We start from the raw sequence: 25079 nt of genomic DNA on the forward strand, positions 1-25079 counted from the left end.
CCACTCGGAACTGGACACCGCGCCGGACGGTCTGGCTGAACCCGGACCGGGAAGACCCGCTGGTTCAACGCGATCAGCGATTAGAAGCCGCCTGATTCCAGGTTCCAACAAGCTTGACAGGCATCGCATGGCAATGGCGGCCGATTTTTCACCCTCGGCTTCGGTCACGGTGGCGCGACGCTTCCGCTCGGCGGCCATCTGTAGGCGCATGGCCGACTCGACCTCTTCCGGCATGGCGATATCCTGCACTTCCACCCGGGAGATCTTGACGCCCCACTTGGAGGCAGGCTCTTCCATCGCCGCCTGAATCTCGTTGTTGACCTCCGCGCGGGACTCGAACAGTTTATCCAGCTCCATCTTACCGACCACCGAACGGAGCGTGGTTTTCGCCAATACCTCGACGGCTTGGCTCATGTTTTCGACTTCATAGACCGCCCGCTTGGGATCGATGATTTGGTAATACAGCGCGCCATTGATGCGCACGGTGACGTTGTCCGTGGTCACCACGGGCTGGCCGGGGAAATCCATCACCGTCTCGCGGCGGTCGATGCGGGTCTCATCGGTGGTGATGGCGGTGTACTCCTCGCCCATTTTGCGATAGCGCAGCATAGTGATGGCGCGGGGCTGTTCGATGAACGGAATGATGATGTTGATACCGCTCTCCAGCACGCGGTGAAAAGAGCCGAGACGCTCGATCACCATCACTTCCGACTGGCGAACGATCACCAAGCCTTTCGAAATGATCAAAATGCCGATGACGACGATGATCAGGCTAATCAGTAGGCCGGGGCTTATCGGTAAATCCATGTCAAGACTCCTGGGTGTTGGGGGTGGCGCGTGAACGATCATCCGTGTCGGATGGCGTTAAGGTGACCAGCGCGGTCGTGCCTTCAAAGCGTTTGAACACGACCTGCGTGCCTTCGGGCAGCTCGGTTTGGCCACTTTCGAGCACACGTAAACGGAAAAAATCGCCATTCACTTTAATGCCGGTGGCCTGATCATACTCGCGTAAAAGCGTGGTATAGCGGTTGCCTTTTTCGACGCCGGTACCGGTGGTGCCGTAGGCAACCCCTTTGGGGGAGAAGCGTGGCCGAATCACCATCACGCCCACCGGCACCATCACGCCGGCAAAGATGCCCATGCTGAGCAACTGCCAGGGCAGCGATAGCCCCAATGCCGTGACGGCGGCGGTCAGCGCCGCCGCTATGCCGAGCGCCAGCAGCACCATGGCGCCCGAGGTCAGTTCGGCAAGACTCAACAGCAAGGCGAGCACCAGCCAGCTGTAAGCAGGGTTCCAATCCATATTGACTCCATGAATGACGAAAAAGATTGTTTAACAGAGTAACGCACTTAGCCCATATTGACCTGTGGGCTGCCTATAGGTTTTACACTTCGTTCGGCTTTATTGGTAAGTGTTAATGGTTGTGACACGCGATCACGCGTTCCTTCATCAGGAGAAGTCTATGTCTCGTTATGTTGCACTTCGGGCGGTGTCTGCAAAGCCACGTGTGATGCCGGTACTGAGCCTTTGTTTGCTGTCAGGCTTTTTAATCTCCTCGAATAGCTATGCGCACCATCACACAGAAGAGGGGCATGGCGGCCATCAGCAGCATGGGGGAGAGCACAGCGCTACCCATAGCGACAACCCTGCTGTTATCGCTTATCGAGCCGCAAATGATCGCATGCACAACGATATGAATATGGCGTTTACCGGCCAACCCGACGTGGACTTTGCGCAGGGCATGATTCCACACCATGAGGGCGCTATCGCCATGGCAGAAATTGTGCTGGCGCACGGCGAAGATGACGAAATTCGTCAACTGGCCGAGGACATTATTGCCGCCCAAGAGAGTGAAATTGCTTTCTTGAAAGCGTGGTTGGCTAGGCAAGGGTATTAACGCAAGCATTGAGTAGGGTGAGCTAAAGAATTAATTGTTTGACTCTGTAATAATGCGCGATTCATTATTTAAAGAGGTATGTTGCCTCGATACTCCCGCTCTTTTGTGAGTCCAAGCGGGAGTTGCATGTCTTTTTGTGAGATAGTCTCTCAGCTTTATTTTTTCTTAGCTGCTTTTTCCTAACTTTTCAGTGCCTAAGAGCCACCTCCATTGTTAACTTCGTGTCAGCTGATTTTTTAGTTCGCTACTATTATTGCTGACTTTTTGGGTAAGCCCAGTAAGAAATAATCCGGTCTTCTTCATAATCATAATTTAACTTCATCTCATAGGTTCTATGAAATCTATTAGGTGACCAAATTCGTGCCTCATTAGAATATTCACATGTCAAGGTTTGTCTAGACTGGTAAAATTCTTTACATTCTTTTGGATGCATTTTTCTCCAGTTAACTCGAAGATTGTTGGCCATCCAGTTAAGCTGTGTTATTTCATCTTCGATCCACTCTCTTGGGTTAATACTCGTCTGGCTAGCTTCTGAATAAGATGGCCACGCTCCATCGCAATCCATTTGATAAGACTGATCGCTTTCATTGGTTTTGTTTTCTCTCACATATGTTTTACGGTATATCTCTCTATTGTGAGATGAAAGCAAGTACAATGTTGCTTGCTCATGATCTTGATTCTTAATAGCTTCAATGAAGTTGGTCATTGTAGGGTGAGGGGGAGGCCCTTTTGGTTGCATGTATAAAAATATTGATACTGAAAACGTCGCTACTATTGAAAATATAATGATCTTGAGTTTCATTTTAAAAAAGCTCGCCGGTTGAACGCCAACCGAGAAATAGTTGGCGTAAAATTTTATTAAGATATTAAGATGAGTAGAGCTCAGACCTAAACAGCCGCAATTCGGCCTCTACAAATCTTTTTCTTGCTTCTTCATTTTCACAGTTGATTGTGCTGCAGAATTGTTCATCTAGACTATACTGTGAAATTGTATCGCTGGCTTCTAACGAAATATTTTTAGCCGCTTCAATATTGCTGTTTCTATGATACGCTTTGGCAACTTCCAGTTGCACGATAGTTATGCTTAGCGAATTTTGTAAACTGGGAATAACTTCGTTAGCTTCTTCAATGTTTCCTTGTCTAGCCAGCGATATCCCATGGCTTTCCAAACGGTGGTTGCGAATTTCAGGTGTGGGTATTGCATCAATGATAATACGCTGTATTTGAATTTCAGAAAGCTCATCTGATGCCCTGTCTTCGAGCGCTAATGCTTCTGATATTATATCCTCGGCAGTCAAGTCAGATGAAAGGATTGAGTTTTCGAGAAGCTCTTCACCTTTTTTGGTAGCTGCATAGCGTGTACGAAGTCTTTCTATTTTGTGTTTCGCTTGACTATAGATTGTAAGCTTTTCGATGATAGAAGTGTTGTTTTCTAACGCATCGATTGCTTCAATATCTTTCATTAAGGACTCATGTAGGCTGTTTGCTTCACGCTCTTCCTTTGAACATCCTGCCAAAAGTATTGTGATAATAATTAGGGTAATGAGTTTTATCCAAAAATTCATTTTATTCTCATCCTTGATGATGTTTTTGCTGTGATTTTGAAGTGTTAAAGAATAGGTCTTTATCTTCTTGGTTAAATTCATTTCGCATGCTTTTTGAGGTGTTTATGCTGTTGGTTTTTAAGTAAAAATTAGATAGGAGCTCCCTTGTGGTTTGCCAGGCAATACTTGCGTTCAGCCAAAGAATCATTTTTAATTTTTTTCAGCTGCACTTGCATGAGAGATAACTTTTTTCATTGTTGGAGACCTACAGCCAATACCTTGCTATTTAGCAGCTTGCGTCTCGTCATCCAGCGCCCAGGCGAGCGGCGCCATGAGCGCTGTCAGCGTTAGCCCTGCTAACTCTGCCCGCCAGCCAGAGCGTTGTATTAACGGCATCAGGGTCCAAACTTCTCTGGAAAGTAAGAGAGGGGCGGTTCGAGGTTGAGCCATTCATCCATTATGCGTTCTCCTTCCTCGCGCTGTTCTGGGGCGACGCTATCGTGGTAAGCACGCAAAGCATTTTCAGAGGAAGTGCCAGGCACCTCTTGGTTGATAGCAAGGAAGATAGCCCATCCTTCTGCCGGATTTGGTTCCGGAGCTGCTCGGCATAAGCTCCGCCCTTCTTCGTTAGGTGCTATATGACAAGCAGCTAGCCAGCCTCGCCCATTGATATGCCCTGCTTCAGAAGCTTTTGTTATCCATTTCCAGGCCTCTTCGGGCTGATCTAAATGATTCAGAACAGAAGCAAGATTATTATTGCTGGCGCATGACCCGCCTCTGCCGCTTGACGAAACCATGGCTCTGCGGCTTCTAAGCGCTCCACGTCGTTGGCGTAACTCTCTTCATCGTTACGGGCAATTTTGCCGAGCAAGTTCATGGATTCCACGTGGCCTGCCTCAGCGGCGCGCAGTAACCACTCCATGGCTTTTTCTTCGTCGGGCTCTTCGACGTAGAAGTAGATGTCATACAGGACGGACATCGCCTCAGGATCACCCGCCTCGGCCTTGGGTAAGGTCAGTTCCAGTGCCGCCTGTGGCCAGTCATCACCGTTTTCGGGGCAGACATTACCTAGTTCACAGGCACCGCCATCGAACAAGCGAAGCATGGCGTAGGGTTCACCGTGTTGGGCCGCCTGATAGTACCAGTCTAGTGCGGCTTGGTTCATGCCGCCCATGACCAAGCGGCGGTTCGCTTCGCCCAGGTAATACATCGCCTCTGCATCACCAGCCTCTGCTGCTTGTTCTAAATAAGATATAGCTGTTTGTGGTCTACTGATACCATATAGCCGCATGCCTTCATCCTTGGCAGCTTGCGTCTCGTCATCCAGTGCCCAGGCGTGCGGAAACATGAACGTTGTCAGCGTTAGTCCGGCGAATATCACGGAGCGTTGAATTAACCGCATCAGGGGCCAAACTTTTCTGGGAAATAAGAGAGAGGCGGTTCGAGGTTCAGCCACTCATCCATCATGCGCTCTCCTTCCTCGCGCTGTTCTGGGGTGACGCTTTCCCGATAAACACGCAGTGATCGTTCTGAAGAAGTGCCGGGGACCTCTTCATGTATAGCAAGGAAAATCGCCCAGCCTTTTGCTGGCTCTGGGGCGGTAGCAGAATTACATAGAGTCAACTCTTCCCAATCAGGTGCAATGTTACAGGCAGCCAACCAGGTTCGTCCGTAAATATGTCCTGCATCGGAAGCTTTGTTGACCCATTCCCATGATTCCTCGGGCTGGCCTAGGTGGTTTAATACAGATGAGAGGTTATGCATGGCAGGTGCATAGCCCACCTCTGCGGCTTGGCGGAACCATGGCTCTGCCGCTTCCAAGCGCTCAGTGTCGTTGGCATAACTATCTTCATCGTTACGGGCAATTTTGCCGAGTAAGTTCATTGATTCCACATGGCCTGCCTCGGCGGCGCGCAGTAACCACTCCATGGCTTTTTCTTCGTCGGGCTCTTCGACGTAGAAGTAGATGTCATACAGGACGGACATCGCCTCAGGATCACCCGCCTCGGCCTTGGGTAAGGTCAGTTCCAGTGCCGCCTGTGGCCAGTCATCACCGTTTTCGGGGCAGACATCGCCTAATTCACAGGCGCCGCCATCGAACAGGCGCAGCATGGCATAAGGTTCACCGTGTTGGGCAGCTTGGTAGTACCAGTCCAAGGCGGCCTGAGATAGCCCACGGCTAAGTAGTCTATTAGCCTCGCCTAGGTAATACATTGCCTCTACGTCACCACTGGCTGCGGCTATTTCTAGTGGAGGTTGCATCTTTTCCCACTGATGAATACCCCATAGCCGCATGCCTTCATCCTTGGCAGCTTGCGCCTCATCATTCAGAGCCCAGGCGAGCGGCGTCAAGAGCGTTGTCAGCGCTAGTCCGGCTAGTATTGCCCGCCAGCTCAAGCGTTGCAGTAACGACATCAGGGGCCAAACTTCTCTGGGAAGTAGGAGAGGGGCGGTTCGAGGTTGAGCCACTCATCCATCATGCGCTCTCCTTCCTCGCGCTGTTCTGGGGGGATTTGTTCACCAAAACGCTGAGTGGTCGCTATTGAGTATGTGTTTGGCACTTCTTCTTGGATTGCCAGCATCATTGCCCATCCTTGGGCTGGATCTGGCTTTGGTGCAGAGTTACATAAGTTCCGGCCCTCTTCATCAGGCACAATGTGGCAAGCCACTATCCATCGGCGGCCATTTATATGTCCTGCCTCAGAAGCCTTTGTTATCCATTCCCAAGCTTCATCGTTGCGTCCTAAATTGGTCAGAATAGCAGCCAAATTATTCATCGCTGGCGCATAGCCCGCTTCTGCCGCTTGGCGAAACCATGGCTCTGCTGCTTCTAATCGTTCCGTGTCGTTGTCGTAACTCTCTTCATCGTTTCGGGCGATTTTGCCGAGTAAGTTCATGGATTCCACATGGCCTGCCTCGGCGGCGCGCAGTAACCACTCCATGGCCTTTTCTTCATCGGGCTCTTCGACGTAGAAGTAGATGTCATACAGGACGGACATCGCCTCAGGGTCACCCGCTTCGGCTTTGGGTAGAGTAAGTTCCAGTGCCGCCTGAGGCCAGTCGTCACCGTTTTCCGGGCAGACATTACCTAGTTCGCAGGCACCGCCATCGAACAGGCGTAGCATGGCGTAGGGTTCGCCGTGTTGGGCTGCTTGGTAGTACCAGTCCAAGGCGGCTTGGTTCATGCCGCCCATGACCAAGCGGCGGTTCGCTTCGCCCAGGTAATACATCGCCTCGGCATCCCCAGCGCTGGCTGCCTGTTCTAAATAAGGGATGGCTGAATCAACTTTTCGAATACCGTAGAGCCGCATGCCTTCATCCTTGGCAGCCTGCTCCTCGTCATCCAGTGCCCAGGCGTGCGGCATCACGAGCGTTGTCAGCGTTAGTCCGGCTAGTATTGCCCGCCAGCTCAAGCGTTGCAGTAACGACATCAGGGGCCAAACTTCTCTGGGAAGTAGGAGAGGGGCGGTTCGAGATTGAGCCACTCATTCATCATGCGTTCTCCTTCCTCTCGCTGTTCTGGGGTGACGCTTTCCCGATAAACACGCAGTGATCGTTCTGAAGAAGTGCCGGGGACCTCTTCATTCCTGGCAAGCATAATAGCCCAGCCCTTAGCAGGGTCTTCCTCTGTTTGACACAATTGGCGGCCTTCTGCTTCAGGCTCTATGTAACAGGATGCTAGCCATTGCCTACCATTAATATGGCCCGCCTCAGAAGCTTTGTTCATCCAATCCCATGCTTCTTCATAACGTTCCAGATGACTCAATGTAATAGCCAAATTATTCATCGCTGGCGCATAGCCCGCCTCTGCCGCTTGCCGAAACCATGGCTCGGTGGCTTCCAAGCGCTCGATGTCGTTGGCGTAACTCTCTTCATCGTTCCGGGCAATTTTGCCGAGCAAGTTCATGGATTCCACATGGCCTGCCTCGGCGGCGCGCAGTAACCACTCCATGGCCTTTTCTTCATCGGGCTCTTCGACGTAGAAGTAGATGTCATACAGGACGGACATCGCCTCAGGGTCACCCGCTTCGGCTTTGGGTAAGGTCAGTTCCAGTGCTGCCTGTGGCCAGTCGTCACCGTTTTCCGGGCAGACATCGCCTAGTTCACAGGCACCGCCATCGAACAGGCGAAGCATGGCGTAAGGTTCACCGTGTTGAGCTGCCTGGTAGTACCAGTCCAAGGCGGCTTGAGATAGTCCACGGCTAAGTAATCTATTTGCCTCGCCTAGGTAATACATTGCCTCTACGTCACCACTTGCTGCGGCTATTTCTAGTGGAGGTTGCATCTTTTCCCACTGATGGATACCCCATAGCCGCATGCCTTCATCCTTGGCAGCTTGCGTTTCGTCATCCAGTGCCCAAGCTTGCTGTAAAAAGGATGTAATTAACCCAGCGAGCATTGCCAGAGTAATTGGTCGTATAATGTCATTCCTTTCACAGCTCATTTTAATTAGTTTGCGCATATTTCAGCTCCCAAGCCTGCGACATATCGGCGGTAATCACTTTTAGCGAGCCTTGCATCCTCATTACCTGTTCCTGAAACCTGATCCATAAACCTATCCAAGGCCAGCTTATGGTTATGGTAAGCGGTGTCTGGGTAATTATGGGGCGGCTGACCGTCGGCGGTCATTCTGACCACTGCTTTGGTAAACAGGTACTGCGAAGGGGTGGGGTCTTCGCGGCTGAAGCGGCATAGCGGGCCGTAAACGCTCATGGTGACGCCTTCCACTATCCAGCCCAAGCAGTTGGCAATGGCGATCTGCTGAAAATCCAGTGCTTCCTGAGAACTAAAGCTTTGGATTCTGCCGCCACTCCTGCCCCTGCCGGGCTCTTCTACTTCAAATGCCCTTGGCTCACTGACGAGTAGATATAACAGTGCTCCGAGTCCTTCTGGGGTTAATTGCTGCACCCAGTCGCGCATTTTGTCTTGTCTTGGGTCATTAACGATGACGTATGCAATCGGCCCCGCATTTTGGCCACCCGTCATGGCGTTGTAGAGCCGTTCAATACCGGCTTGTCCTCGTGCTGCCAGTAGGCCGACGTTCAGCAGGGTGGTGGTCGCGAGGTAGCCCAGCCAGCTCATGCTTTCGTAAGCCTCTTCGTCGATCCACTCGGGCTTCACGTAGTTGTTGTCCACCATGGCGCGATGGAGCATGGCGAGCCACAGGTCCAGGCTATCGACATCCAGCTCTACCGAGAGCCCACCCCCTGCGCCCTTGCCAATCACGACACGTGCGGCCATGCGCAACACGAACTTACCGTTCTGCATGCCCAGCGCAAAACCGAGTCGCCCCCCTAAGCCTGCTGCAAGCTCTAATGCCAGGGTAGCAGTGCCCAGACTGCGCCACCCAGTGAGTGACTGGTTGGGGTTTGCCATGCTCATGTCGGAGAGCGCTGCGCGGCCGGGGAGGAGGCGTTCCAGGTTGGCGGGGGGCTCCCAGCTCATCGAGCAACGGGTTTCGACGCCCAGCTTAGCCCCCGCGAAGGCTTCGATGGTCGCGCCCTCGGCTTCCCGTTTTGTCCAGTCAATCCCGGTAATACTGAGCCCATCTTCGCCAAGCGAAAAGCCTGTCTCTGTGGCCAGTGCCAAGCTGGCCCCGGCAAAGCCTTTGGCCACGGCATCCACCACAACGACATAGCGGCCCAGTTCACGCTGCTCGTTCACTTCATTCAAGGTGGCAACGACTTGCTGGGCCTGCTCTTCTCGGGGGAGTACCAGACGCCCCAAGGGCAGCTCTCCCCGTGCCAGGCTGAAGGTGCCCTTGGCCTCCCAGCGGTAGGCCACCGAGGCAGAGGTCTTGTTCGGGTCGCTCTCATCCAGTTGCCAATGGCCATTGGAGGGCCTTTTAATGGCTAGTTCATCGCGCCGGGTGGTAGAAAGCCCATTGCTGCCCCCACTGCTCATTTCAAGATCAGCGTCGAAGAAGGTGAGTGTGGGTTGCTGGGCGACGACTTCCCATGGCGTATCGCGCTCATCGTCACTTCGTGGCTCGTTAAGATCGAATCTGGCCATGCCGACCAGTCGCATCATTTGTGCTTGGGCGCTGGCATCAAACAGGCGTAGCTGTTCCCGCCCTGGCCCCGTAAAGAGCACTTTCTGCAAGGCGGCTCCCCAGCGTTCCTTGCTGTCGCCGTTTAGAGAGGTGATGTCATGCCCTTGTTCCTCCAGGTAGGCGAAAAAACGCTCAGGCTGGAAGAATCCCAATGGGTCATCGTGCCACTCACCTCGGTGCTCGATGGGTTCACACCCACGCCCGCGTAGCCACTGCGAAAGCGCCGTTTCCAGTGACTCCCATAGCTGAGCGGGCAGCACGCCATCCGCGCTCATCGCCGCGTCTAGCCGTTGCCGCTCGATGGGCGTCATGGCGGGCATCAACTGGTACAGGCTGAGGTGGCTAAGCGATTGATCCGCCTGAGGAGAGCTGAACTCTCTCAAAGGGAAGTCGCGACGCACCAGCAGTTCGATCTGACGCTTCTGATAACCCATGGCATGACGGTCATCTTCGATATCGGTATGCCAAATCAATACGCGGCTGGGCTCCATTTTTTTAATGGCAGCATCCGCTTGCTGGAATAGATCACCTAATTCTTCCTGAATACTTTCATAGAGCTGCCGTTCCTGCTCGAACAAAAAGATAGGCAGCTTGGCTTGGCCTGCCGTACCGCTTTCCCACTCGCTGAGTTTTTCCTCGACCGCACGGTGCAGCTCAACGCTTTGCTTTAGAGTGCTGCAGTAGGTATCGAAGGCGCTGACGCCGTCTTCTAATGGGGGAGCGCCATCTTCCGTGAACGATAGGGCCAGTTCAGGCGTGGCAATGCCCAGGGAAGCGAGCGTCAAGATGCTATTGAGGTAGTCGGTGTATTTGCTTTCTTGATGCTCTGACAGCTGCTGTACGTAGCCCACGAAACGGCACGCCTGCGCAGCCTCGTCAGGGGGCATGGATTCACATAAGCGGATGAAGGTTTGATATTCGGCGAGCACCTCTTGCAGTGAAAAAGGCGTAGCTTCTCCTTCGCTGCCTGGGTTGAAATGGTATTCACGCTGCGCCGCCGCTCGGCACGTGCGGTAGGTTTCCAATGCTTCTGCAATCTCGGCTTCCCAAGGGCCGTAATAGCGCTCGCCTTCTACGCTGTAGCCCGCTTCCTGCGCGCGTTGCAAACCTGCTTGATAAAGGTCACGTAGTTCACTTTCCAGCCGCACCGCTTCGGCATTGGTCAGGTGGCGCGCCAATTGATTCAGTAGTGCTGGCGTGGTCAACTGCCAAAGGCTTTCCAGAAAAGAGCGTTGATGTGCGATCTGTTCCTCAAGCGTGGCTTCGTCATCGGCCGTGATGTCGATCAACTGCCCGAAACATGACTGGTAACGCGCTCGCTCGCTCTCGTCGAGAAAATTTTCGGCTCTCGTCGGTAACAGGCACTCCATCAAGCCCGCTTCATCATTGAGCAGGCGAAGTCGCTCGAATGCGTCCTCTTCCTGGGTCCACGCTTTCAGTTGCTCGGCGGCCTCCAGCAGTATGTCTGAGACCTCTTCTGTCAGCAGCCAAAACGTATGGGTGCCGGGTAGATACAAAATATCGGCCCAGCACTGCTCCTGACAGACATGCGTTGCGTTTTCACCAGCGCTTTCACCATCAGATTCGGGTGGTTCGAACACATTCACCACCACAGGGTTCAAATGGCGCTCTTGGGTTTGCTCGGCACTCATAACAGGCGCTCCAACTGCTGTACTTTTTGGCGTGTAGGAAGGTGGTAGTGGAGAATGTCGTCTAACTGCTCATGCCGCCTATCGCTTTCATCCGTCATCAGCGGTAGCAGTCGTTTCAAATGATCAGAGCGGCTGATGCCTGCGCTCACCAGGGTGTTCATGCGAGCCAGCCATACAGCGGGTAAAGAGGTGAGTGGCGTCTCTGTCATGCGGCTCAGCCACCACGCTTGCTGGCTCTCCTTCAGGGCGGTTTCCATATCGCTCGTCAGTGACCAGGTGGGGGTGGCAGGCTCTTCGGATGTGCCCGGCTGCCAGAGGAGCCATTGGCTCTGTGGCGTGGGCGTGGCCACCTGGCCCAGGAGTAACGAGCACTGGGCGTAACAAGTTGGGGGTGCGCTGGCCAGCAACGCACTCCAAACGGAGGGCTGCTGAAGGTTGATGAGCGATTTGCCCCCCTGCGGGTCATCCAGCACAAATAACGTCTGAAGGTAGTTGGCGAGACTAAGTAGTGTCTGGTCAGGGGCAGGCTGGCACACCCATCCCAGGCGCTGGTGGCAGAGGGTTTGGGCATGCCGCCAAGCGGCACTGCCCACGCTGAGTTCTAGCAGCCAAGGGCTGGCGTCCAGCAACGGCGATAAAGCGGTGCCTGCAAATAGGCTCGTAAAATCGCGCTTGCCCTCGCAGGCCAGCAGAGTTCGACTTTGTTCGGGAGCACGCCGTTGATCGAGCACCATATAGGCGGTCTGGCCCGCAGTGAGGTTGCCTGTCAGCGTTTGGGCGTGGCGGGTACGTTCCGCCAGTTGGCTCAACCAGCGAGACATGGGCAATCCTCACGACTGCACTGGGTGTCGTTGATCTTGCCGCATAGCGGCATGATGGCTGCTTCGCTGAGCTGGTAATCCTTTAGCTTGGGCAGCGAGGTAGGTGGTATGGCTTCATGCACTTCCGCCACCGCCCGCCCCGGCAATAGCGGGCCTTCCACTGCCTGCCCGGAGCCGTTGCCAGGGCTGCCGCCTGCGTTGACCCGCACCTTCGGGCCGACCATCGTCACGCCGCCGCCGTCCAGCTTGAGAAAACTGCCCCCGGCGTTCAGGGTGAGTTCGTTACCGGCTTCCAGCACCACCTTGTGGCCTGCCTTGATGTGCAGCTCTCGGCCACTTTCGCTAAGCCACGCTTGACCTGCCTTGATGTGCAGCGTGCCCTGTACCGTGAGGTGCTGCTGGCCTTCGGTGTGCTCAAAGCGATTGCCGTGCACCGTGTGATGGTCGTCGTTACCGATCTCGCTGATGCGGTCGTTCTGAACTTTCAAGAAGCTGTCGTGGCGGATTTCTTCGGTGCGGTCATTCAGCGTGAGCAGCTCCAGGTCTTTCTGGGCGTGGAGCCAGATTTGCTCTTCGCCCGCTTCGTCTTCGAAGTGCAGTTCGTTGAAGCCGTCGGCCTTGTGGCTCTGGGTGCGCAGTACCGTGCGGGTCTTGTGCTCCGGCAGCGGGTACGGGGCGGTGTTCACGGCGTGGTAGGTGCGCCCGGTGACCAGTGGTTGGTCCGGGTCGCCCTCTAAAAACGATACGACCACCTCGTGGCCAATGCGGGGAATGGCGATACTGCCGTAACCGCCCCCAGCCCAGCCCTGGGCCACGCGTACCCAGCAGCTGGCGTCTTTTCCTGCGGCTGCGCCGCTAGCACCGGCGGTGTTGGGCTCCGCGTAGCGGTCCCAGGGGAACTGCACTTTGACCCGGCCGTGTTCGTCGCAGTGGATCTCTTCACCTTCCGGGCCCACCACGAAGGCCACCTGGGGGCCGTCTACCCGCGGTTTGGGGTTGGCGGTGGCGCGCCAGGGGGCGTCGCCGGGGATGAGGGTGACCTGGTTGTAGTAGCGGGTCATGCCGTTGGCATCCGCTTGAGTCATTCCGTCTTCTTCCAGGGCCTGAGGCTGCTCACCGTAGTGCACCACGTCGATGGCTTGCCAGTCGCGGTTCAAGGTGTCGGTGTCGTGGTCGGTGAGGGTGAAGCGGACGCCGGGGGCGAGTTCGGGCAGGTCGCTGTCGGCGTGGGCGGTGAGCGCTTCGCGGCGCAGCTGTTCCAGGCGAATGCGGCTGAAGGGCTTGCCGGAGGCGTCCTGCTTGTAGCGGCCGGGGTAGTCGTAGTGTTCGTAGTCGTCCCGCTGGCCGTGGGCTTCCACGTCGCGGCCCTGGTGCTCGTGGAGCTGGGCATAGGCGGGGGTCTTGAAGCTGTAGTCCTTGAGGGTGGCCGAGGCGGTGGCCACCCGAGCGGTGTGGCGCAGCTTGCGCACGTGGCGCTGGGGGGCGGTGCCGCCCGCCCGGCTGTGGTAGCTCCGTTCACCCACGCTGGTCAGTACGCTGGGGTCGTCGGCGAAGATCAGGTGATGGCTGTTCTCGTCAAATTCATGGAAGTAGAACAACCCCTCTTCGGCGGCCAGGCGCTCGATGAATGCCAGGTCGGTCTCGCGATACTGCACGCAGTACTCGCGCTCCGGCAGTTCGCGGTTCACGGCAAAAGCTACGTCGGTGATGCCCCGCTCGTCGCACAGGGTATTGATGATGGTCAGCGGGTCGACCTTTTGGAAGATGCGCGAGTTGTGGCGCAGCGAGAGCCGCCATAGAGCGGGGCGTAGTACCAGCGAGTAAAACGTGCGGCGGTGGCCACGGTCGCCCCGGCCAAACTCGCTGACGATGCCGTGTACCCGGCGCAGTGGCTCGCCATCCTGCCAGATGGTAAGGCTCGCTTCGCGATCCAGCAGTTCGGCGGCATCGAGGTTGCCGTCGCGGCTGGCCAGGTTGAGTACCAGCTCGAAAGGCTGGGAGAGGGCTTCACGGTGGGTGAAGTCGATCACGGCCACGTCGTCAACGCCGGGTAGCGTCACGGTAAAGTGCAGTCCGGTGCTGAGTGCCATGCCCCCTCCTGGGAAGTTTCAATGCTCATGAGTACAAATGAGAAACGCTCAGGTTAATCATCAGAATCGATACTGCAACCCGCCAAGGCGACAAAGCGGCAATGTCTTACAAGCCGTGTCGGCAATCTCTTACAAAATGCGCGTTGATTGATTAAAAAATGAGCAGATATGGCAGGGTGGGGCTGGCAAGAAGTGGTAATCTTCGCCTCTGATGGCGATGAAAAGGAGAGCCGCGTGTCGGGTGTGATTTATGGGTTGGATATGGCGGGGGTGATCGTGTTTGCCCTGTCGGGCGTGATTTTGGCCTGTCGCTCGCGGATGGACCCGTTCGGTATGCTGGTGTTGGCGGCGGTGACGGGCATTGGGGGCGGTACGCTGCGAGATTTGGTGCTGGGTGTGCGGCCGGTGTTCTGGGTGACCGACCCTACCTACTTGTGGGTGATCTTGGCCACGGTGGGCGTGTCGCTGGTGGGGTTTCACTATATCCACCGGCTCTCTCGGGGCTTTTTACCGGTGGCGGATGCCTTTGGGCTGGCCTTGTTTACCGTCATCGGCACGCACAAAGCGCTGCTGCTGGGCACCTCTGGCGTCGTCGCGGTACTGATGGGCATGATGACCGGCGTGGCGGGCGGCATGATTCGTGATGTGCTGGCCCAGCGGGTGCCGATGGTGCTGCGCGAAGAGATTTACGCCACCGCCGCCATGGCGGGTGGAATTGTCTATGTCGCGCTGCAGGCGCTCGATGCGCCACTGACTATCGCCATTGCCGCCTCGCTCAGTGTGACACTGGGGCTGCGCTTAGCGGCAATTCATTGGCACTTGGCTTTGCCGGTGTTTGCCTGGGTCACGCTGCCGCCTAAACACCAAGACGCCAACGCGCCGCTGTCGACACCGCAAAAGGCCAAAGAGCGTGTACGTATGATTCGTCGGGAGCGCACGCGCCGCTAAGGCCTGGGAAAACGCTGGGCGTCGCGCCAGCGGTCAAACCAGCGCTTGGGCTGGAGTACACGCAGGGCCGGTTCGCTGTCGTTCAGCTCCACGCCAAGGCCCACGGCACCAAGCCGGGCATAGAGGGCGCCATTGGCTTGGCCGTTGGCTAGGGTCACATCGGAGAGCAGTCGCAGCGGCCCGCCTGTGAGCGTGAGATCATGCAGGCGTATTTGCTCTCCGCTCATCGCCAGTGCCGCACTGCCATGGATGTCATGCGCGTTCAGTAGCCTACCCAGCCAGTCTCTCTCCCGGGCGCGGGCGAGAAAGAGCCGTGCCAAGAGCCCCGTATCGCGCATCCCTAAACGTAGCTGGCTAGTGAGTTGAATCGGATCACTCCACTCCAGTTGCGCCTCCTCCATGGTGAGCTGTACCCACCAGCCCGCATCCTGAGTGCCATCGTCGCTGCGACGAAAGACGTTTTCCAAGCGCAGGTAAGAGTCGTTGGCGGTGAACCGATGTGTCTCGATATCGCCTTCGGTAAGCTGTAAATGCAGCGTCACGTCGCCCCTCAGGCGCTGCTCCAGTAGCGCCATCTCGGTGTCGAAAGCGCGCAGCGTGATATCACCTTGGGCACGCAGCCCCTCCAGCAGCCATTCGCTTGTCAGGCTGGCGTTGCCGGAGAGAAGCTCGACTCCCGCATCTTCTGGCAGGTAGCGGTTGTAGCGGGTAATGTCCGGCACCTCGGTGATGGGTAGCGCAACGCGGGTGGTGAAGTGTTCGGGAGCGGGTGAGTCCAGCACGTCGCTAAAGCGGTCGGTTTGGGTGGTGAGCGCAAAATGGCGGCCTTCCAAATGCGCGCGGTCGTCCTCTTGCTGCCGTAGGACAAACTGCGGAATCCCCAGCGAAAGCTGCGCCTGCTCGGGGCTGTCGAGCTGGGCGGTCAGCTCGCCGCGCCCGGTGGCTAAATAGTCGAGGAACGTCACTTCTAATTGGTTAGCATTGATCCGCAGCCGCGTCGGAGCTTGCAGCGCGTCATCGATGAACGCGCCCTGCAAAAAGAGCTGGCCGTTGCCGGATAGCGTAACGCCGTGGGCATCCGGTAAAAACGTGTTGAGAAATCCCAGCCGCTGCACGCTGCCCTCCAGCGTGAACTGCCCGCTAGGCGTAGCGTTTCGGCGCTGGAAACGGCCGTTGCGCAGCACCAGCGTGCTCTCCAGCGCTTCGCTGGGATGTTGCGGGTCGGCGACTTGCCAGCTCAGCCGCGAGCCGCTGATGTCCAGTGCCGTGCCATCCAGCGCCGCTTGGCGAATCGCCAGTGTGAGCTGCGTATTGCTCACCAAGGTGCCGCGCTGCCCGCTACGTTGCCAGCCGGTGGTCAGCGCGTTGCCGGCTAGATGAAGCTCTCCGCTTAGTTGCTCGGTCGTGAGGATTAGCTGCCCATGGCTGGTGGCCGTGCCACTGTTTAACGTAAGCGGAGAAGGGCTGGGCAACACCGACGCAAGGTAGGGTTGTAGCGTTTGGATATTGGGCAGCGTGGCGTCTTCCCAGCTCAGTTGCGCCGTGGCACTTTGTTGGGCCTGCTCGGGGTCGAGGGGGCTTTGTGCCGCTAGTGTTAGCGCTGCGTTTGCCAGCAAGGTGCGCTCCTGATGGCGCAGCGTGGCGTCCGTGAAGGCCAGTTTTGCCGTTATCTGTTCCTTAGTAGAGAGCGCCGCGTCGAGGGTACCGCTGCCTTGCGCGGTGAGTTCGAGCAGCTCTGCGCCTAGCGTGGGGGCTTGAACGGTTAGCGATGCTTCGTAAAGGCGTGCATCCTGGAGCGTCGCGCTGGCGGTGATGCTCCCCTGGCCGGAAAGCCGAACCCCTTGGCCATCGAAAGCCGTTGCGAGATAGCGGTCGAGCATGTCGAGTCGTGTCACTTCGCCCGATAGCTCAAATGACGCACGGGTGGGCAAGTCGAGCTGATCCAGGCGCTGATTGGGAATGTGGGTAGCGAGGGCGAGCTGGGTATTCGTCGCGTAGGGATGCGTATCGGCTAGCGTGACGTTTTCCAACTGGGTCGTGAAGCGCAGTTGACCCTCTTCCACGGCGAGTCTGACGCGCCCCTGGCCCGTGGCGGTATGCGGCGGCGGTGTGTCATCCGCTACCAGCCAGCGGCGCGTGTTATCGGTACTTCTCAAGCGCTGCTCATCCATCGAGAGGGCCAGCTCGGGGGCTGCTAACGTCAGTTCGCTGTCCGGCTGCAGTTGGCCCTCGGCGAGCGCAAGCTCGCCTTCCAACACGCCGCTGCCTGCCAAGCTTAGCCAGGGCAGTGCCTCTAAGTAAGGCATGAACACATCCCAAGCGTCGGCTTGAGCCGTGATGGCAAGCTGGGCGGTGAGGGCGTCGAGCAGCGCCTCCGTCAGCGCATCGTTACTTTGCTGGGTGGACAGTGAGTCCAGCGATGCCGTACTGCGTAGCTGAATGTCCTGCACCAGCGTGGTTTGATCGCTCAAGCGGACGAGGCGGCCCTGGGTAATATCCAAGCCTACATAAGGCACGCTGAGGGTCTCTTGGCTGAACTGGGTATCCTCGACCTTCAGCTGGCCCTCTGCTTCCAGGGCAATGTCCCCGATGGTAAAGCGGCGAATGCCGTTCGCTTCCAGTGCTTGAATATGTAGCTCTCCGCGCAGCAGGGCAAGCAGCGATAGCGACAGGGTGGCTTGGCTGGCCTCGACGGTAATCGGTAGCGCTTCGCCTTCCCGGGCTAGGTAGAGGTTGTCGACTTCCCAACGGCCAGGGTGAAGGCTCTGGGCGTTCGTCCAGCGTACCTCGACCCCTTCGATGGTGGAGAGTCGTTGCGGTAGCCATTGGCTGTTAAGCAGCCAGTGGCTGCCTACTAGCCAGATCAGCACGAGGGCTAGCGCGCCAAACAGCAGGACGATCAGTGGGCGAAAACGACGTGGTGCAGCGGGCGTGTCACGGGACATACGGGCTTCCTAGCAGATGACTCCTGTTGGCGCGTGTTTTATGGCATTATGCGCGACGTGGGGCAGTTATGGGTTTTCGATTTCAACGCTAGGCAGGCAGCAAAGCCATGTTCAAGGATTTTTACGCGCAGCGCGGAGAGTATGTGGTGATCTCCGCGGAGCAGGCCAGCCGCTTCGCTAAAAGCGTGGCTGGCGACTACAACCCGATTCACAACCCGGATGCGCGGCGTTTCTGCGTGCCCGGCGACCTGCTGTTTACGCTGGTGCTGGTGAAGTTTGGGCTGTCGCGACAAATGGAATTTCGCTTCACCAATATGGTGGGTGCCGACACACCGATCAAGTTTAGTGAAACCGTTGACGGGGATATTCACGTTTGTGACGACAGCGGTAAATGCTATTTACAGGTCGTCCGCAGCGGCGATATGACGCGTGATGAGGCGGTGGTCGAAGGCTTTGCCCGCTGCTACGTCGCCTTCTCGGGTAAGAATTTTCCCCACTATCTCAAGCCGCTCATGGAGCAGCATGGGGTGATGTTCAATCCCAAGCGTCCGTTAGTGATCTACGACAGCATGGGGTTCTGCCTGGATCGCTTGGATGGCTTTTCGCCTCATTTGGCGCTTACACAATCCTCGTTGGACGTACAGGGAAAGCGTGCCGACGCGCTGCTGGAGTTTTCCATCGAATCGGCTGGTGAAGCGGTCGGTGTGGGCTCAAAGAAGCTCGTGGTGAGCGGTCTGTGCGACTACGATGCTACCGAAATGGCGGCCATCGTCGACGAGTTTTACCGCTTGAAAGCGGCCTACGAAGCCGCCTAGGGCAGTGGATGCCTACCCGTCATTGCGACGCTGCGTTAGCGCAATGGCGGGTGCCATTAACGCTACCGCTCAGGTATTCTCAAAGCCGACTAATTAAAAAAATACCCAAAGCGCCGACCGGCACTTTGGCTGGACAATGAGGCTTTGCATGAACCGAATGAAAACGCTGACGCTTGCCTGTGCCGCAGTGACCCTGGCCGTTACCTCTATCAGCGCCCAGGCACGTGATTTTCGTCTAGGGCTGATTACGCCCGCCCAGCACTTGTGGTCTACCGAAGCCGAAGCGTTTGCCCAAACGCTGAGCGAGCGCTCAGGCGGTGAGCATAGCGTTAGCGTGTTTCCAGCTCAGCAGCTAGGCAACGAAGCGCAGATGGTGCAGCAACTGCAAACCGGCGCGCTGGACATGGCGTTTCTGACCATTGCTGAAATCTCCAACCGCATTCCTGATTTTGGCGCGCTCTACGCCCCTTATTTGGTGGATGACGTGAACCATGCCGCGCGTCTGCTGCGTTCCGATGCCGCCGGAGAGTTGCTGGATCTGATGCCGGAAGGTGTTGGCTTGGTCGGTGTGGGTTACGGCATGGTGGGCATGCGCCAAGTATTGAGCCGCAGTCCTATCGAAAGCGCTGACGATCTGCAAGGCCAGCGGCTACGTATCACGCCCTTCGAGCCCATTCGCGATTTCTATACGGCTACCGGTGCAGCACCGGCCCCCATGCCGCTACTGGAAGTTTACGATGCGCTGGCCAATGGCCAAGTCGACGCCATCGATATGGACTTCGACTCGATTTTGATTCTGAAATTCTACGAGCAGGCGAACAACCTGCTGATCTCCAATCATATGATGTTCCCCATGGTGGGGGTGGTGTCTGGGCGCGTTTGGCGCGAGCTCTCTGAAGAGGATCGCGAGCTGATCGATACCGCCATGGCCGAACATCTGGAGAACGTGCTGACGGGGTTCGAAGAGATGGACGCCGCTCAGGAAGAGGAGATTCGCGGGTTGGACATCAATATCGTCGAAGCCGACGCTGAGTTTTTCTCTGAGGCGATTGCCGAGTGGGAGCGTATCTGGGCACCCAAAGCGCCCATGCTGGAAACCCTGCGTGCGGAAGCGGATCGCTTGCGCGACGAGTAGTGTCAATAAAGGCTAATAATCATCATGCTGCAACGCCTGTCCAACGGGCTTGCCCGTTGTGAAGAGATCACCGCCGCTGCCTTGGCAGCGGCGGTGACGTGTTTGATCCTCACGAATATCGCCTTTCGCGCGCTGGGCAGCCCACTTTACTGGGTCAGTGAACTGGCGATCTACGCCATGATCTGGATGACCTTCTTGATTGCTGGGGCGGTGCTGAAACGTCGCCACGGCATCGCGGTGACACTCGTGAGCGACCTGCTGCCGTCTGCAGGAAGAAAGTGGGTCATCGTCGCGGTAGATACGATGGTGCTGCTGTTTGCCCTGATGCTGGTGTGGCTCTGCTGGCGGTGGTATCAGCCGCTGACGCTGGCTCAAACCGGCTTCGATATACGGGCGTTCCAGGGCCAGACGTTCAATTTCATCTATGCGGAAAATACCTCCACCCTGGGCATTAAAAAATTTTGGGCATGGCTGATCGTGCCTTGGTTTGCAATCTCGCTGAGCCTGCACGGCGTGTCGAATCTAGTGCAATCGCTAACGGCCATGAGGGGACGTGTATGACGGTCGTGGTGTTTCTGCTGCTGCTTCTGGGCGCCGTGCCCATTGCGTTGGTACTGGCGCTCACGGCGATGTGGTATATCCAAGCCTCCGGCAATACGGTGCTATTCGACTCCTACCCGCAGCAGCTGTTTAGCGCCATCGAAAGCTATGGGCTGTTGGCGATTCCGTTGTTCATGCTGGCCGGGGAGTTGATGAACGAGGGCGGGTTGACCAAGCGATTGATTGCTCTGGCGCGCATTTTGGTGGGAGGCTTTCGCGGCGGCTTGGCCTATATCAACTTGGTGGCCAACATGATGATGGCGGCGATCATTGGTTCGGCGGCGTCACAAATCGCCATCATGTCTCGCGCCATGGTGCCTGCAATGGAGCAGGAAGGTTACGATACCCCCTACAGCGCGGCGATCACCGCCGCAGGGGGCCTGCTATCGCCGATCATCCCGCCCTCCATGCTGTTCGTGCTATTTGGGGTCATGGCTCAGGTGCCCATTGCAGAGATGTTTATTGCAGGGCTGTTACCAGGGCTTTTGTTGGGCGCAAGTTTTTTTGTGGTCATCGCTTTGGTGGGGCTGGTGCAGCAGTACCCGAAAGGGCAGTGGCCGAGCCGTCAACAAGCGCTGCATGATGCGTTATGGGGGTTGCCCGCACTGCTGATTCCCGTGATTATCATCGGCGGCATTTTGTTGGGTATCGCCACGCCCACGGAATCGGCGGCACTGGCCTCGCTGGCGGCGCTGCTGATGGGGCGCTTCGTGTATGGTGATCTGCGTTTGACGCAGCTTCCCATGGTACTCACACGCACGGCGATCAATGCCGGTCTTGTCATCATGCTGATTGCCGCAGCGGGTGTGTTTGGCTGGGTAGTGATCTACGAGCAACTGCCGCAAATGGCCGCTGAATGGATTGCTGCGTTGACCAGTAGTCCGTTTCTTTTTTTGCTGTTGGTGATTGGGGCGCTGCTGCTAGTGGGAATGGTGATCGATGGGATTGCCGCGCTGATTTTGGTAGTGCCCATTTTGATGCCTATCGCCCAGAGCCAGTTTGCGATTAGCCCTTATCAGTTTGGCGTGGTGGTCTGCTTAACCTTGGTAATGGGCTTGCTGACGCCCCCGGTGGGAGCTGGGCTGTTCATTGCCTCTTCCATGACCGGCGCACCGCCGCTAAAAATCTTCCGAGCGTTGCTGCCCTTTTTACTGGCCACCCTGGTCACGCTGGTCCTGCTGGCGTGGTTGCCATGGTTGACTAACGGATTGATTCAACGGTGATCGTCTCGCACGCGCGGTTTAGGCCGCGCTGTTGCCCGTGAGGGGCATTACGTCTACCTCCACCTCGAGCTGGTGGTCGCCGCCGCCATTCATCACGCCTTTGAGTGGTGCCACGTCCGCATAATCTCGCCCCCAAGCCAGCACTGGGTGCTGTTCACCGGCTACCGTACCGTTGGTTGGATCCAGCGCTAGCCACCCCCAGTCCGGAATCCACGCGGCTAGCCACGCGTGGGAGGCATCGGCGCCAATGAGTCGTGGTTGGCCAGGTGGCGGCTGAGTCTCCAAGTAGCCGCTTACATAGCGTGCCGCCAAGCCCACCGAGCGCAGTGCGCCAATGGCGAGGTGGGCAAAATCTTGGCAGACCCCCCGTCGGTTAGCCAGCACCTCACTCAATGGTGTGGCCAACGTGGTAAAGCTGGGGTCGTACTCGAAGGTGTCGTAAATCGACTGATTGAGCGCTAGCGCGGCATCGACCAGCGGTCGGCCGGGAGTGAAACAGCTGCGCGCAAAGGCCGCCAGCTCATCGTTACGACGAATGAACGGCGAGTCGAGCCGGTAGAGCTGCATATCGAAGCGGCTGTCGTTGCGCAACTGCTCGGCTACACGCTCCCACGCCGGAGAGCTGCTCGGCAATGGCCCGAGCGGTTGAGTGTTGAGCGGCGTCACGACGGTCACATCCAGCGTTTGGTGCACGTCTTCCAGTGCGAAGTAGAGCACTCGATTGCCAAACACATCGCGGCGCTCGGCCTGCACCTGAGGCATTGGGCTGATCGTCAGTTCCGAGGCACCACACTGCTGGTGCTGGGTTTTACGTGGCAGTACCCGGGCCTCGCTATGACAGAGCGTCACCGGTGCGCTGTAGTGGTAGCGTGTGGTGTGCCGCAAGGTGTAGTTCATTCGTCGGGCTCCATGCTGACAAGTTGGCGCGGCCGTTCCACGTGGCTGAAGTGGCTGTGGCTAATGGCATCAGAGAGCGCATTGAGCGGCGCAATCAGCTCGTCCAACAGTTGCTCCAGCGCGGCCTGCGCATCTGGAGTATCGGCCAAGTGGCTAATTCGGTCGATGTCGGCGAGATGCAGAGCGGCGTTGGCTTGAATGAGCAAACGTCGCTCGGCATTTCGGTAGGGCGACGAGCTGCCGGGCAGCCGATCCATCTGCCGTTCCAGACGTTTGAGCATGTAGCCCACCGAGCGCGGGTTGGTTTCGTCGAAGAGCAGCAGGTCAAGAATCGCTTCGGGGTGCAGCTCGCTTCGGTAGCGTCGCCGGTAGGCCGTAAAGTTATCGGTGGTGGCGAGCACCACCTCCCATAGCGCCAGCCCCGGTGAGTGGGGAGCGTTGAGAGTGAGTTTGAGCAGCGACAGCAGGCCTAACACGCGATCCAGGAAGCGGCCAATGTCCATGAAACGCCAGCCGTAATGGTGGGGCATGGTTTCGTTGCACAAGCCAAAAAAGGCGGCAATTTGCGCCGACAGCCCTTCGCAGGCACGCCGCGCCGCGCTGGCACCCAGGCTCGGGTTGAACGTATCTACCCGCTGTCGCAGTTGGTGTACCACTCGCCAGGAGTCATCTCCCAGATGTTCGCGCACGCTGCGAGCGTTCCGCAGCATTTGGGCGAACAGTGGCTGCAAGGCTTGGGCGTCGCGCTCATCGAACTGGGTCAGCAGCGCCGTGCGCTTTTGCGCAAAGCCCACCAGGGGCGGCTTGGTGCTTTCCCCTTCATGGTCGAGCGTGGTGATATCGAGGGCTAGCAGCAGCTCATCTAGCAGTTGATCCGCGATCTCGTCCTGGTCGTACTCCATCAAACGCAGCAGCGCTTCGCGCAGCAAGCGGGCGCGGGCATCCAACCGTTCGCCGTAGCGTCCCAGCCAAAATAGACTTTCGGCCACCCGACTGGGCAAGTCGGTGCCATCGCGGGTGGCGACCACCGGGCCACGCGCTTGGCGTAGCTGGCTGACATGGGGTTGGGGCGTATTCGCGGTGACCCAGACATCTTTGACGATCGGGCTGCTTAACGATGGTGAGCCCGGGGAGCCAACCCACGCCAGGCCGCCGGGCATGACATGATAGTCACTAGGCTGCGGACGTTGGGTCGCGATGCTGCCAGGCATTCGTGTAACGAAGCAGCGCAAGTTCAGCGTTGCGGGGGATAACCGCTGCATGTTGGCATCGAACACTGGGGCCGATGCTGGTTGGGTACTGGCATCGGCACTAGGCAGCAGCAATTCCTCACCGAGTAGATGCTGGCATAAGGCAGGGAGGTAGTCGGCCAGCTCGGCCATTTCCAACACGCCAACGCCGAGTGCATTCGACATGGCCACGCCGCTGGCGCGGGTGGCTTGTAGCAGTCCAGACACGCCGAGTTGTGAGTCGCCGCGTAGTTCGAGCGGATCGCAGTAAGCGTCGTCGCAGTGGCGCAGCACCACATCCACGGGTTGCAGGCCTCCTAAGGTACGCAGCCATAGCTGGCTATCGCGTACCACCATGTCCTGGCCTTCGGCGAGATCGATATTGAGATAGTTCGCCAAATAGGCGTGCTCGAAGTAGCGTGGGCTGCCTGGGCCGGGGGTGAGCAGCACGATCGTGGGATTGTCACGGTGCTGGTAGGCCAGCGCGGTCAACGTACGGTGATATTTGTCCAAAAAGCCCGCCAGCCGCTTGAGCGGGGCGTTTCGATACATTTCCGGCAGCGCGCGGGCCATGAGTATGCGGTTCTCCAGCGCGAAGCCAGTGCCAGACGGCGCCTGCAGGCGATCGCCCATCACCCGCCAACGCCCATCGGTATCTTGAATGACATCGATACCGTGAAAACTGATCGATGGACGGTCGCTGGGTTGCGAGCCATGGCAAGGCAGTAAAAAGTGGGGCGAAGCGAGAATGGCCTGCGTAGGAAGAAGCCCTTCATCGAACAGTGTGCGCGGGCCATAAATATCGTCGTAGAGCGCATTGAACAGGCGCGTGCGCTGGGTCAAGCCGACCTCTAGTGCTTGCCACTGCACCTGATCGATCACCCAGGGAAGCGGATCGAGCCGCCAAGAGCGGCCCTGAGTGTCTTCGTGCATGTTAAAGATCACGCCGTTCTCTGCCAGCAGGCGCTGAATCTCTTCATGCTGCTGATAGCGGCCATCCGCGCCGAGTGCTTCCAAGGCACAGAGCAGGCTCTGCCAGCCGGGGCGCAACTGCCCCTGCCGGTCGAGCATCGCATCAAACGTGCCGGGCTGTCCCTTGCCTAGCTGATTCGTGTAGTCCTCAACCAGCCCGGCAGCGCCGAGCCCGAGCAGTGAGGGAGAGACAGGGGCGGTCATGATCCTGATTGTCCTAAGCGAGTAGGGGGCGGATTATCCTGTAGCTAGCGCAGA

20 protein-coding genes are annotated in these 25079 nt (G+C 57.3%); 6 read left to right on the forward strand and 14 right to left on the reverse strand.

The window, feature by feature from the left end; genetic code table 11:
• Window positions 1–807: paraslipin (locus MHM85_RS15225; protein WP_239286387.1), on the reverse strand; the 807-nt coding region annotated here is incomplete at its 3' end.
• A gap of 1 nt (window position 808) precedes the next feature.
• Complete coding sequence (locus MHM85_RS15230) at window positions 809–1303, reverse strand: nodulation efficiency, NfeD-like protein (RefSeq protein ID WP_153842669.1); 495 nt, start codon at window positions 1301–1303, stop codon at window positions 809–811.
• 160 nt (window positions 1304–1463) lie between these two features.
• Here MHM85_RS15230 and MHM85_RS15235 point away from each other — a divergent pair, with 160 nt between their 5' ends.
• Window positions 1464–1898: a DUF305 domain-containing protein gene (locus MHM85_RS15235; RefSeq protein ID WP_275443556.1), complete on the forward strand. Its 435-nt coding sequence runs from the start codon at window positions 1464–1466 to the stop codon at window positions 1896–1898.
• A gap of 250 nt (window positions 1899–2148) precedes the next feature.
• Here the strand turns inward: MHM85_RS15235 and MHM85_RS15240 are convergent, their stop codons facing one another.
• The 9 genes from MHM85_RS15240 to tssI all read right to left on the reverse strand — a co-directional run bounded on the left by MHM85_RS15240 (window position 2149) and on the right by tssI (window position 14057).
• Window positions 2149–2700, reverse strand: a complete 552-nt coding sequence (locus MHM85_RS15240; RefSeq protein WP_239286388.1) for a hypothetical protein — start codon at window positions 2698–2700, stop codon at window positions 2149–2151.
• Between the two features lie 64 nt (window positions 2701–2764).
• Window positions 2765–3544 (reverse strand): hypothetical protein, encoded by a 780-nt coding sequence (locus MHM85_RS15245; protein WP_239286389.1) that lies wholly within the window; start codon window positions 3542–3544, stop codon window positions 2765–2767.
• 631 nt (window positions 3545–4175) lie between these two features.
• Window positions 4176–4844 (reverse strand): tetratricopeptide repeat protein, encoded by a 669-nt coding sequence (locus MHM85_RS15250; protein ID WP_239286390.1) that lies wholly within the window; start codon window positions 4842–4844, stop codon window positions 4176–4178.
• Window positions 4844–5857, reverse strand: a complete 1014-nt coding sequence (locus MHM85_RS15255) for a tetratricopeptide repeat protein (RefSeq protein ID WP_219861419.1) — start codon at window positions 5855–5857, stop codon at window positions 4844–4846. Before MHM85_RS15255 ends, MHM85_RS15250 begins: the two co-directional genes overlap by 1 nt.
• Window positions 5857–6873 carry a tetratricopeptide repeat protein gene (locus MHM85_RS15260; protein ID WP_219861417.1) on the reverse strand — a complete coding sequence of 339 codons (1017 nt, stop codon included), beginning with the start codon at window positions 6871–6873 and terminating at the stop codon, window positions 5857–5859. Before MHM85_RS15260 ends, MHM85_RS15255 begins: the two co-directional genes overlap by 1 nt.
• Window positions 6873–7904: a tetratricopeptide repeat protein gene (locus tag MHM85_RS15265; RefSeq protein WP_239286391.1), complete on the reverse strand. Its 1032-nt coding sequence runs from the start codon at window positions 7902–7904 to the stop codon at window positions 6873–6875. The genes MHM85_RS15260 and MHM85_RS15265 overlap by 1 nt, the downstream gene beginning before the upstream one ends.
• A complete protein-coding gene (locus MHM85_RS15270) occupies window positions 7892–11146 on the reverse strand; it encodes a hypothetical protein (protein WP_219861415.1) in 3255 nt (1084 codons plus the stop codon). Before MHM85_RS15270 ends, MHM85_RS15265 begins: the two co-directional genes overlap by 13 nt.
• Window positions 11143–11967: a DUF4123 domain-containing protein gene (locus tag MHM85_RS15275; RefSeq protein ID WP_239286392.1), complete on the reverse strand. Its 825-nt coding sequence runs from the start codon at window positions 11965–11967 to the stop codon at window positions 11143–11145. Before MHM85_RS15275 ends, MHM85_RS15270 begins: the two co-directional genes overlap by 4 nt.
• Window positions 11952–14057, reverse strand: a complete 2106-nt coding sequence (tssI, locus tag MHM85_RS15280) for a type VI secretion system tip protein TssI/VgrG (RefSeq protein ID WP_239286393.1) — start codon at window positions 14055–14057, stop codon at window positions 11952–11954. The genes MHM85_RS15275 and tssI overlap by 16 nt, the downstream gene beginning before the upstream one ends.
• Window positions 14058–14291: 234 nt before the next feature.
• Between tssI and MHM85_RS15285 the strand changes: the two genes are divergently transcribed.
• The gene (locus tag MHM85_RS15285) at window positions 14292–15005 is read left to right on the forward strand and encodes a trimeric intracellular cation channel family protein (RefSeq protein ID WP_153842727.1); all 714 of its coding nucleotides are present in this window, start codon (window positions 14292–14294) and stop codon (window positions 15003–15005) included.
• Here the strand turns inward: MHM85_RS15285 and MHM85_RS15290 are convergent.
• On the reverse strand, window positions 15002–17950 hold the full coding sequence (locus tag MHM85_RS15290) for a hypothetical protein (RefSeq protein WP_239286394.1): 2949 nt from the start codon (window positions 17948–17950) through the stop codon (window positions 15002–15004). The two genes, MHM85_RS15285 and MHM85_RS15290, sit on opposite strands and share 4 nt — an antisense overlap.
• A gap of 107 nt (window positions 17951–18057) precedes the next feature.
• Between MHM85_RS15290 and MHM85_RS15295 the strand changes: the two genes are divergently transcribed.
• From MHM85_RS15295 to MHM85_RS15310, 4 genes are all read left to right on the forward strand, one after another.
• On the forward strand, window positions 18058–18765 hold the full coding sequence (locus MHM85_RS15295) for a DUF3581 family protein (RefSeq protein ID WP_044629245.1): 708 nt from the start codon (window positions 18058–18060) through the stop codon (window positions 18763–18765).
• 148 nt (window positions 18766–18913) lie between these two features.
• Window positions 18914–19900 carry a TRAP transporter substrate-binding protein gene (locus tag MHM85_RS15300; protein ID WP_044629244.1) on the forward strand — a complete coding sequence of 329 codons (987 nt, stop codon included), beginning with the start codon at window positions 18914–18916 and terminating at the stop codon, window positions 19898–19900.
• A gap of 24 nt (window positions 19901–19924) precedes the next feature.
• Window positions 19925–20461, forward strand: coding sequence for a TRAP transporter small permease subunit (locus MHM85_RS15305; RefSeq protein ID WP_137093496.1), 537 nt, complete (start codon window positions 19925–19927; stop codon window positions 20459–20461).
• Window positions 20458–21723 (forward strand): TRAP transporter large permease, encoded by a 1266-nt coding sequence (locus MHM85_RS15310; RefSeq protein WP_137093494.1) that lies wholly within the window; start codon window positions 20458–20460, stop codon window positions 21721–21723. The genes MHM85_RS15305 and MHM85_RS15310 overlap by 4 nt, the downstream gene beginning before the upstream one ends.
• A gap of 18 nt (window positions 21724–21741) precedes the next feature.
• Here MHM85_RS15310 and MHM85_RS15315 read toward each other — a convergent pair whose 3' ends face one another.
• Both MHM85_RS15315 and MHM85_RS15320 read right to left on the reverse strand, forming a co-directional pair.
• Window positions 21742–22620, reverse strand: a complete 879-nt coding sequence (locus MHM85_RS15315; protein WP_139526641.1) for a transglutaminase family protein — start codon at window positions 22618–22620, stop codon at window positions 21742–21744.
• Window positions 22617–25025 (reverse strand): circularly permuted type 2 ATP-grasp protein, encoded by a 2409-nt coding sequence (locus MHM85_RS15320; RefSeq protein ID WP_239286395.1) that lies wholly within the window; start codon window positions 25023–25025, stop codon window positions 22617–22619. Before MHM85_RS15320 ends, MHM85_RS15315 begins: the two co-directional genes overlap by 4 nt.
• Window positions 25026–25079 lie beyond the last annotated feature (54 nt).

The organism is Halomonas sp. McD50-4, from assembly GCF_022348135.1.
GTDB classification, from domain to species: domain Bacteria; phylum Pseudomonadota; class Gammaproteobacteria; order Pseudomonadales; family Halomonadaceae; genus Vreelandella; species Vreelandella piezotolerans.

Excerpts from the sequence above, each read along its gene's own strand:
- MHM85_RS15230 (WP_153842669.1), bottom strand. The coding sequence starts at position 1,303 with ATGGATTGGAACCCTGCTTACAGCTGGCTGGTGCTCGCCTTGCTGTTG.
- MHM85_RS15235 (WP_275443556.1), top strand. The coding sequence starts at position 1,464 with ATGTCTCGTTATGTTGCACTTCGGGCGGTGTCTGCAAAGCCACGTGTG.
- MHM85_RS15240 (WP_239286388.1), bottom strand. The coding sequence starts at position 2,700 with ATGAAACTCAAGATCATTATATTTTCAATAGTAGCGACGTTTTCAGTA.
- MHM85_RS15245 (WP_239286389.1), bottom strand. The coding sequence starts at position 3,544 with ATGAATTTAACCAAGAAGATAAAGACCTATTCTTTAACACTTCAAAAT.
- MHM85_RS15250 (WP_239286390.1), bottom strand. The coding sequence starts at position 4,844 with ATGCGGTTAATTCAACGCTCCGTGATATTCGCCGGACTAACGCTGACA.
- MHM85_RS15255 (WP_219861419.1), bottom strand. The coding sequence starts at position 5,857 with ATGTCGTTACTGCAACGCTTGAGCTGGCGGGCAATACTAGCCGGACTA.
- MHM85_RS15260 (WP_219861417.1), bottom strand. The coding sequence starts at position 6,873 with ATGTCGTTACTGCAACGCTTGAGCTGGCGGGCAATACTAGCCGGACTA.
- MHM85_RS15265 (WP_239286391.1), bottom strand. The coding sequence starts at position 7,904 with ATGCGCAAACTAATTAAAATGAGCTGTGAAAGGAATGACATTATACGA.
- MHM85_RS15270 (WP_219861415.1), bottom strand. The coding sequence starts at position 11,146 with ATGAGTGCCGAGCAAACCCAAGAGCGCCATTTGAACCCTGTGGTGGTG.
- MHM85_RS15275 (WP_239286392.1), bottom strand. The coding sequence starts at position 11,967 with ATGTCTCGCTGGTTGAGCCAACTGGCGGAACGTACCCGCCACGCCCAA.
- tssI (WP_239286393.1), bottom strand. The coding sequence starts at position 14,057 with ATGGCACTCAGCACCGGACTGCACTTTACCGTGACGCTACCCGGCGTT.
- MHM85_RS15290 (WP_239286394.1), bottom strand. The coding sequence starts at position 17,950 with ATGTCCCGTGACACGCCCGCTGCACCACGTCGTTTTCGCCCACTGATC.
- MHM85_RS15295 (WP_044629245.1), top strand. The coding sequence starts at position 18,058 with ATGTTCAAGGATTTTTACGCGCAGCGCGGAGAGTATGTGGTGATCTCC.
- MHM85_RS15300 (WP_044629244.1), top strand. The coding sequence starts at position 18,914 with ATGAACCGAATGAAAACGCTGACGCTTGCCTGTGCCGCAGTGACCCTG.
- MHM85_RS15305 (WP_137093496.1), top strand. The coding sequence starts at position 19,925 with ATGCTGCAACGCCTGTCCAACGGGCTTGCCCGTTGTGAAGAGATCACC.
- MHM85_RS15310 (WP_137093494.1), top strand. The coding sequence starts at position 20,458 with ATGACGGTCGTGGTGTTTCTGCTGCTGCTTCTGGGCGCCGTGCCCATT.
- MHM85_RS15315 (WP_139526641.1), bottom strand. The coding sequence starts at position 22,620 with ATGAACTACACCTTGCGGCACACCACACGCTACCACTACAGCGCACCG.
- MHM85_RS15320 (WP_239286395.1), bottom strand. The coding sequence starts at position 25,025 with ATGACCGCCCCTGTCTCTCCCTCACTGCTCGGGCTCGGCGCTGCCGGG.